This is a genomic window from Aciduliprofundum boonei T469, from assembly GCF_000025665.1.
Lineage (GTDB): Archaea > Thermoplasmatota > Thermoplasmata > Thermoplasmatales > Aciduliprofundaceae > Aciduliprofundum > Aciduliprofundum boonei.
Map to the genome: position 1 here is coordinate 1,477,575 of NC_013926.1, position 9,204 is coordinate 1,486,778.

At 37.8% G+C, this 9,204-nt stretch carries 5 protein-coding genes and 1 pseudogene; 4 read left to right on the forward strand and 2 right to left on the reverse strand.

Annotated elements, in window-relative coordinates; translation table 11 throughout:
- The first annotated feature begins 1 nt into the window (after position 1).
- The gene (locus ABOO_RS07820) at positions 2 to 712 is read left to right on the forward strand and encodes an RAD55 family ATPase (protein ID WP_008085441.1); all 711 of its coding nucleotides are present in this window, start codon (positions 2 to 4) and stop codon (positions 710 to 712) included.
- Here ABOO_RS07820 and ABOO_RS07825 read toward each other — a convergent pair.
- Positions 699 to 4,142 carry a tetratricopeptide repeat protein gene (locus tag ABOO_RS07825; protein ID WP_012997486.1) on the reverse strand — a complete coding sequence of 1,148 codons (3,444 nt, stop codon included), beginning with the start codon at positions 4,140 to 4,142 and terminating at the stop codon, positions 699 to 701. The genes ABOO_RS07820 and ABOO_RS07825 overlap by 14 nt on opposite strands.
- A 48-nt stretch (positions 4,143 to 4,190) precedes the next feature.
- Between ABOO_RS07825 and ABOO_RS07830 the strand changes: the two are divergent.
- Positions 4,191 to 5,429: pseudogene (locus ABOO_RS07830) on the forward strand (adenosylhomocysteinase); the annotation flags it as partial.
- Between the two features lie 70 nt (positions 5,430 to 5,499).
- Here ABOO_RS07830 and ABOO_RS07835 read toward each other — a convergent pair.
- Complete coding sequence (locus tag ABOO_RS07835; RefSeq protein WP_008085565.1) at positions 5,500 to 6,642, reverse strand: MFS transporter; 1,143 nt, start codon at positions 6,640 to 6,642, stop codon at positions 5,500 to 5,502.
- 70 nt (positions 6,643 to 6,712) lie between these two features.
- Between ABOO_RS07835 and ABOO_RS07840 the strand changes: the two genes are divergently transcribed.
- A complete protein-coding gene (locus ABOO_RS07840) occupies positions 6,713 to 7,981 on the forward strand; it encodes a bifunctional folylpolyglutamate synthase/dihydrofolate synthase (protein WP_012997488.1) in 1,269 nt (422 codons plus the stop codon).
- The gene (gene hflX / locus ABOO_RS07845; protein ID WP_012997489.1) at positions 7,963 to 9,180 is read left to right on the forward strand and encodes a GTPase HflX; all 1,218 of its coding nucleotides are present in this window, start codon (positions 7,963 to 7,965) and stop codon (positions 9,178 to 9,180) included. Before ABOO_RS07840 ends, hflX begins: the two co-directional genes overlap by 19 nt.
- Positions 9,181 to 9,204 lie beyond the last annotated feature (24 nt).

Here is a 9,204-nt window from a genome sequence, read left to right on the forward strand (position 1 = left end):
GATGGAGTTTATAAACACCTATGTTAAGGGGCTTGATGAGCGAATAGAAGGTGGAATCCCGAAGGGCTCTGTAATTTTAATTTCTGGGCCTACTGGCAGTATGAAGTCCAGCTTCAGTTTCTACATTGCCTACAATTATCTAAAGGACAAAAAAGAGGGAAATGTTGTGTACATTTCCTTAGAACAGAGCAGGGAGAGTTTGATAAATCAAATGGTAAATTTGGGAATGGATATAGATAAACTGCCAAAAAATTGCGAATTCAATATATTTGATTGGGGATTGGTTAGAAAGATAGTAAAAGATGCAGGAAAGCATGAAAAGGTGAACTGGCTAGATACTATAATAAATCCAGTTAAAGAGTTTGCAAAGAACAAAAAATTGGATTTCGTGATTTTGGACTCGCTTAACGCCCTTTATGCTATCTCTAACTTGGAGAATCCAAGAAACCAATTATTCTTCCTCTTTGAAGCCATGAGAGAATTAGGTGCCACAACCCTGGCCATATCAGAAACAACTTACAACTCTATGCAATTTGGAACTTACGATGTTGAAGGCTTTTTGGCTGATAGCATAATCCATCTTTCTATGGAAAGGATAGGAAGAACATTAGGGAGGTACATATCAATAATAAAAATAAGGGGAGTTAAACACTCTACAGATTACTATCCGCTCTTGGTAGATAAGAAGGGATTTAGAATTATATCCCACTGATTTTCTTTTTAACTTCTCGCAGTTTATCTTCCAAACCCATCTCTTCATAAAGCTCTATAGCTTTATTTATCTTGTTTTTCCATTCTTTTTTATTCTTCTTTAAGAGACACAGTCCGTAATAGTAATATGTCTTAGCCAAATAGATTTTGTAATCCATCTCACCGTACTCCTTTATGGCACTTTCAAATACATCTTTTGAAAATTTATCATCTCTCTGACATATAGAATAAGCCTTGAGCACCTCTATATATATTGAGTTGATCACATCATTTATTTTCTTGGCATTCTCCTTGGCTTTATCCAGCCATTTTAATACCATATCCCAGTTGCCCAAAGCGATATCATATTCTGCATTAACTAGATAATAATCCATTATCAAATAACTCTCCTGTACATTCTTTTTCAGAGAATGACTTAACTCGATATACTTCTGCGCTTTTTTAAATTCCTCTAAATGCACATAAGCCCTTGCCATATAAAGGTATATGGAGAATAGAATTGTAGTATAGGAATACATCTTTGCAATTTCCATAGCTCGTGAATAAAAGTCAATGGCGTCCATATACTTACCCATCTCCTCATTTATCTCTCCCAGAGATACCAATCTCTCGCATATACCATACTTGTTATTTAATTTAATTGATATTTCTAAGCTTTTACTTATATGTTCTAAAGCGAGAGAGTAATTTCCATGTCTTGAATAGAGAACTGCTATATTATTATGAAATGCCTCCAACAATCTATCGTTGCCAAGCTTTTCAATTATCTCTATAGCCCTTTTGTGATATTCTTCAGCTTTTTTTAAATCACCCATTTTCTCATAAGTTACTCCTATATTGTTATAGGCTCTTGATAGATATGTTAAATTTCCCATCTTCTCGCTGATCTCAAGATACTTTAAGAGATAAGTTAATGCCTCCTCGTAATTATTTAGATGGTTATTTATCACACCTATGACATTATAAGTATCGGCTATCTCCCTTATGTCTCCGCTCTCCTCTGCAAGCCTAAGAGCTTTCTCCGCATACTTCAGTGCTTTTTTGTAATTTCCCTCCATATAATATACGGAAGCTATATTTCTCGTAGCCTTAACTTCATCAATCTTGCTTTCATATCTTTGAGCATAAGCGAGATATTTTCCTAATTTCTCAAGGGATTCCTTAAAATCCCCAGTTTCCCACTCTATTATGCCAAGTTCTCCAATTATTCTCCCCTTATCCATACCCTTTGCAATCTTAAGGTACTCGTTTAAAATTTCTTTAGCCCTATTTAGCTCACCCATCAACCTATAGCACATCCCCATTTGAGTGCCAAAATACACAATATCTTCAGGTAGATACTCTGTAGCCCTAGAAAACATCGCTGCTGCTTTTTTGTATTCCCCCACAGAAACATACCACTCTCCAAGATCCCTGTACAATTCTCCTATGAGCTCAACTTTTCCATATTTCTCCGCTATTTCAAGAGCCTTTTGGAGATAATCTATGGCGCTCTTGAAAGCCATCATTTTAGCGGATTCTTCTGCAGCGATTCTTAAAAATCCGACTGCTCGCTCGTCTCTGGCCATATAATAATGATAAGCTGCCATAAAAAGATCGTTATTTCTTTCTGCCCAGTTCCCAATTTTCCTATGAAAATTAATTCTTGTATCACGAGATATACCCTTGTATATTATTTCCCTGTAGATGGGGTAAATAAATCTTAGTTTTTTATTTTCCAATATTACAAATATGTTGGAAGGATCCTCCAAGAATTGCTTATGCTCAGGATAAAAAGATTCTACAATACTCAAAGGGATTTCGTATCCAACCACAGATAAAAACCTAATAAAACTCAAGACATGCTCTTTAAGCTTATCTACTTGCAGCTCCACACTCTCTCTTATCGTCTCCGGCAGTGAACTTTTGTTTCCTTGCATTATGTATTTTGCCATATTTATTGCCAGTAGAGGATTTCCCTCACTAATCTCATAAATGGATCCAACATCACCTCTGTATCCCATGCCATAAAGTATATCCTCAATATCCTTCTCTTTTAAAGGCTTTAATCTTAATACCTTAGCGGTGGGCTCATCTTGGATATTTGTGAGAATCTCCAGAAGATTCTTATTTTCAACAATATCCTCATTTCTATAAGTGAGGATTATCATTATCCTGCCTTTTCCTATATTCCTAGCAAGATAATATATAAGTTCTAAAGAATTACTATCTATCCATTGGATATCCTCAAATACCAAAATCATAGGCTTTCTCCTAGAGTTGTAATCTAAGAAATTGTGGATAACATCATAAAACTTTACAGGGCCCTCTACTATATCCATCCCCCCATATATTCTATCCTTACCTTCATCTATCAAATCAAAGAAGAACTCTATATCTTTAGAGATGGGTGTCCTCTCAACTAAATACACCCTCCTTCCATTTTTTCTAGCGTAATCTCTAACCGCCTTTAGCCATATATAAACCCTTCTCTTATCATTATAATGGACTATGGTGTTAAGACATTCTATTGCAATATCCATCCCATTATCTATTGCCTCCGCAATTTTCTCAAATATTTCAAAATCCAAACGGGTAGGGTGGATGCCTTGTGGGGATACATAAAGAGTGTTTCCTCCATCTTTTTTATTTGTTAATCTTAAAACATTTTTTTCTCTGACCCTATCAGTAAGAATTATGGTAGGGGGCGTTATTTTATCCTCCCATTCAATTAATATTTTTTCATCAAACAGGCTTAGCAGATGCCTCTCCTTCTCAGAGAGGTACTCTATTTTTCCGGAGATTATAATTAAATGCCTATTAGAAGCTAAAGAGCGCAAAGTGTGAAGAAAATCCACAACCCTATCTATCCCTGCAATATAAACTAAAAAGTTCAAATCTTCTATGTAAACCAATTTTCTCTCACTACTGTTTAAAAATTCGTGTAAATACATTACGAACTCAAACTCGAGATTATACGGATTTATGCTCTCTTTATCCGTTTTCGTCTCTGTAAGCCATATGGCATCACTTCGGCTTGGTTGCCTTATTGTGAAATACAATCCTTTCATTCTCTTGCTGAGTTCTTTATATAATCTATATCCTCCTCCGTATCCTATTTCATCTACAAATACCATCTTATTCTCTTTATACAATTTTTTTGATATATCTCTTATCTTTCTCTTCCATTCCTTTCTCTTTATCTCGCTCAAGGTCCCAAAACTACCAAGGGCTTGAGATATGGCATTATAGGGTACATACTGGGTTGATTGCTCACACCTAGTTTTGAGAATTTGAACATCCTTATTATCTTCCAAAAATTTATCAATAAGATAACTCTTTCCTATACCGGCAGGACCTTCCAGAAGTATAACTTTACCCTTGCCTCTCTTAACCTCATTAAGATACATCTTTAGATTGTGGAGTTCTTTCTCCCTGCCGACAAAGAGCATCGTTTAATTAAATGTCATAATCATATTTAAAAATGCCATAACAAAAGATATCTACTTCGGAGCACATACCCCTGTATGGATGGTCAAAACAAACTCGACTGGGCTTATGCTCATATGGATGTTATCCAAAAGATCAGAGAGAGATTCCTCAAAGAAAAACCTTTTGAAGGTCTGAAAATTGGCATGGCTCTGCATGTTGAGGCGAAAACCGGAATTCTTGCTTTGACCCTGCGAGATGGAGGCGCGAAGGTTCGCTTAGCTTCTTGCAATCCCCTGAGCACAGATGATTCCGTTGTTGAAGCCCTGAGAGAAAGAGGTCTTGAAGTGTATGCGAAGAAGGGAGAAACGAGAGAAGAGTATTACGAGAATTTATACAAAGTGCTCGAGATGGAACCGGATATAATAATCGATGATGGAGGAGATTTGACAACCCTGCTTCACACCTCTTATTCTCATATTCCAATTTTAGGGGGCAACGAAGAGACAACCACCGGAGTGCTTCGTCTGAAAGTCATGGAGAGAAAAGGAGTTCTCAGATTTCCGATGTTCGATGTGAACGATGCAAAGATGAAGCATCTCTTCGACAATCGCTACGGCACCGGGCAGAGCACTTTAGATGGAATCATGAGCGCCACTAATCTCAGCATAGCTGGTAAAATCGTGGTGGTCGCGGGCTATGGCTGGTGCGGTCGGGGAATAGCAATGAGGCTTAGAGGAATGGGCGCAAATGTAATTGTCACGGAAATTGATCCTGTGAAGGCCATAGAAGCACGCATGGATGGTTTTCGAGTAATGCCTATGATTGACGCAATAAAAGAGGCAGATATGGTTATAACTGCAACGGGAATGAAGGATATCGTTAGAAAAGAACATATTGTGGAGGCAAAGAATGAATGCATATTCGCAAATGCAGGGCATTTCGACAACGAGATTTCAAAAAATGCGTTAGAGGAATTGGCAAAGGGAAAGAGAGAGATAAGAAAATTCGTGGAAGAATACGATTTAGGCAACAAAAAATTGTATCTTTTGGGCGATGGGCGCCTCATAAATTTAGTAGCTGGACAAGGGCATCCTGTGGAGATAATGGACATGAGCTTTGCAATCCAAGCTCTTACCGCTGAATACATTGCGAAAAATCATGAAAAGTTGGAATCGAAAGTTTATGCGGTTCCAGAAAAAATCGATAATGAGGTTGCATGGCTCAAACTTCAAGCAATGGGTGTGAAAATAGATAAGCTAACAGAGGAGCAGAAAAGGTACCTAGAAGAGTGGAAAGAGGGAACATAGATATAGGTTCGGCTCGTCAAGCCCTATCATTTTTCAAGGGCTCTCCCTACCGAACCGGAAAGATATATTTTCACTCGTTTATATCCTTTTTCATCGTTTCTGGTAAGGCAAAACTTAGGAATGAGGCAAGAAGCATAGCTATTGTGAATATTATAAAAGGTTCAAACCATGTTGCAAAGAATCCCGGGACCAAAGGACCTATAATACCGCCTATCCTGCCTACCGAATTTGCAAATCCAGCGCCTGAGCCTCTGACCCTTTGAGGATATAATTCTGGAGTATACGCGTAAAGGGCACCCCATGCTCCTAGGTCAAAGAAGGAGATCAGTATAGCCCCAACCAGAGTGGCTCTCGTTATGAATAGGTAAGAAGAGAGCGCTGTTAAGAGCATAAATGTGAACAGAACTTTTCTACGACCAATTTTTTCAATTAAATAGGCCGAGGTGAAGTACCCTGGTATCTGAAATAGGTAAGATAGGAAAATGAACCAAGTCGATTGCAATAGAGGGTAATCCTCAGAGAATATCTTTGGAAGCCAAACGAATATTCCATAATAACTAAACGCCATGGCGAACCAGATGATCCATAGAGCATAAGTATGTGGTTGCTTTACGATATAAGAAACCCCAACTTTCTTTCTCTTCTCCCTCACTGACTCTGGAAGGTATTTCCCTAGGGCTAACAAAAATAGCCAGAATATTGCGATCAGGTAGTAAACTTTCCAGTGAGATCCAAGCCTGGGAAGGAGGAGCAAGGATACAAAAGATGCAAACACCCACCCATAGGTCCAGAAGGAATCTAGGAGCACAACCATTCTACCTCTTATCTCCTTATCCGATGCTTCACTTACTAATGTACTGAGAATTGGAAGCACAATACCAAATCCCATTCCTGCAATAAAACGCAATCCAAAATAAGCCCAGTAAGATGTGGCAAAGAACATCAAAGCTGTAGCGAGGATGTGCACAGGCGTAGCAGCCACAACAATGCTCCTTCTTCCAAATTTATCAGATAAGTATCCGAATATAAAGGAGCCAAAGAACCAACCTATTAGAGTTATAGAAACAAGAGAACCAACCATCAATTTTGCCTGTGGATCGTTACCCAGATTCAACTCCTGTATTATATTCCCTGTGGTAAAGGTTACAACAGCCATATTGTAAGATATGGCCGCCCAGAAAAGGCCAGGAACCAAAAGCTCCTTGTAGCGCATAATGGAAAATGGGATTCCCCTATAAATTTATTTGGGAATGTTTTAATATATCTCTTCAATTACTCTCGCAATGGAGAGAGAGGAAATTGAGTACATATACAACCTGAGAAGATTCGGAATGAAGCTTGATTTGAGCATTATGAGGGAATTCGCAGAGATAAGGGGAAACCCTCAAGATAAATTTAAAAGCGTGCATATTGCAGGAACGAATGGAAAGGGCTCAGTTGCCTCAGCAATATACTCAATTTTGAGAAAAAATTACAATGTTGGCATATACACATCACCCCATCTTGTAAGATATTCAGAAAGGATAATCGTAAATGATAGGGAAATTAGCGAAGATTACATAGCAAGATTTGTACTAGAAGTAAAGCCAATAATTGAAGAGCTTGCCAAAGAGAATAGAAACCCCACATTCTTCGAAGTATCCACAATGCTTGCCTTTGAGTATTTCTCTTATATGAATGTTGATTTTGCTGTTCTCGAGGTTGGCTTGGGAGGAAGATTGGATGCAACGAACATAGTTATGCCCGAAATAACCAGTATAGTCACCATTGATTTAGATCACACCCATATACTTGGAGATACCATAAGGGATATAGCGAGGGAGAAGGCTGGGATAATCAAACCAAATGTGCCTGTAGTCATTGGAGAGAACAAAAAAGAGGCTATAGAGGAGATAAAGAGAATTGCAGAATTAAGAAATGCTCCATACCACAATATATGGGATGAAATGGAATTTGAAGATGTTCATATTGATTTAAATGGATTGCGATTCAAAGCCCACACGCCCATATCCACATACACCATAGAAACTCCACTCCCGGGAAAGCATCAAATTACAAACATGCTCGTAGCTATAAGAATTGCTGAACTCCTGCAGGAGAATTACTCCATATCTCATTCAGATATTGAAGATGGGATAAAGAATATAAAATGGAAAGACAGGTTCCAAGTGAAGAGAAGAAGACCCTTGTTAATATTTGATTCTGCACATAATCCATCGGCTGCAAGAGCTTTAGTCAGCACGATTAGAGATGTGGGCATAGAAGAGCCAACATTCTTATTCTCCATACTCTCAGACAAAAACATTGATGAATTCTTGAAAGAGATCTCAAAAGTCAGCAAGAAGATAATTGTAACAGAGATCGATTATGAGAGAAGGAGAACGGAATTAGAGGATATTGTGGAGCATGCAAAAAAATACTTTTCAGAGGTCATACCCATCAAGAATCCCTGCGATGCGCTGAAATATGCGATGGAGAATGAGAAGAAAATAATAGCAACTGGCTCTATATATCTTCTGGGAGAGCTTGAAAAATGCCTGATGTCATTGTAGTTTTTGATGGAAACGAGGAATTTGAGGAGCTTGTGAAATCCTTAGGATACGAAATAGTGGCAAAGGTTTACTTCAAAAATAAGGTAAATCCAAAGTACTACATCTCCAAGGGCAAGATAGAGGAAATTAAAAATCTTCTTAAAGATTTCAATGTTGAGAAGATTATAATAGATGCCATTTTGAAATCCTCTCAATGGTATAAGCTTGAGAAGGAATTGAAAATTAGGGTTGATGATAGAATAAAATTGATCATAGATATATTTGCAGATAGGGCGAGAAGCAGAGAAGCGATGATGCAAGTGGAATATGCAAATTTGAAATACGAAACATCACATATTAAAGAACTCATCCACCAAATCCGTTTAGGAGAGCACCCCGGATTTATGGGTGGGGGAGAGTATGAAATTGCTGATTATTATGAGCAGATAAGGAGAAAAATGGCTAGAATAAGAAAAGAACTGGAAAAATTGAAGGTGCATAGAGAAGAGAGAAGAAAGAGGAGAAAGGAAGAGGGGTATATCCTCGTGGGAATTGCAGGGTATACAAACACTGGAAAAAGTACCCTGCTAAAAGCCCTAAGCGGTAGAGATGTGGTCATAGAGAACAGAATGTTCTCCACATTGAGCACCAGAACTTCAAAGATAGGTAAGGAAAAAATCCTTATAACAGACACTGTAGGATTCGTTGAAAACATGCCCCCTTGGTTAATAAGGGCATTCGAGCCGACATTGGAGGAAATTTACAAGGCAGATATTGTGCTTTTGCTTCTTAATTGCCAAGAATCAATCGAAGATTTTAAAAGAAAAATGCAGGTAAGCTTAGAGATCTTGGAAGGAAAGAGTGAGGGAAAAATCATACCTGTAATAAACAAAATTGATTCCTGTAAAGACCTCGATGAGAAAATTAAAATTGCAAAGGAGATTGGAGAGCCAATTGCAATATCTGCTCTAAGGGGCATAGGAATCGAGGATGTTATAAGGAGAATAAAAGATGAGATGAAAATAGAGAAATTCTACGCAGAAGTGGAAAAAGACAGCAAAGCATACAATTTCATAATAAAACACGGAAAAATAATAAAAATTGAAGCAGATGAAATGATGAAAATTATATTTGAAATGCCTATATCCAAATACTCTGCGTTGAAAGATTTAATTCGAGAGATTTCCACAGGAAATGATGGGGTGTTAAAGAGGATATAAACATTTTGGTAAAATTGCTGGTAA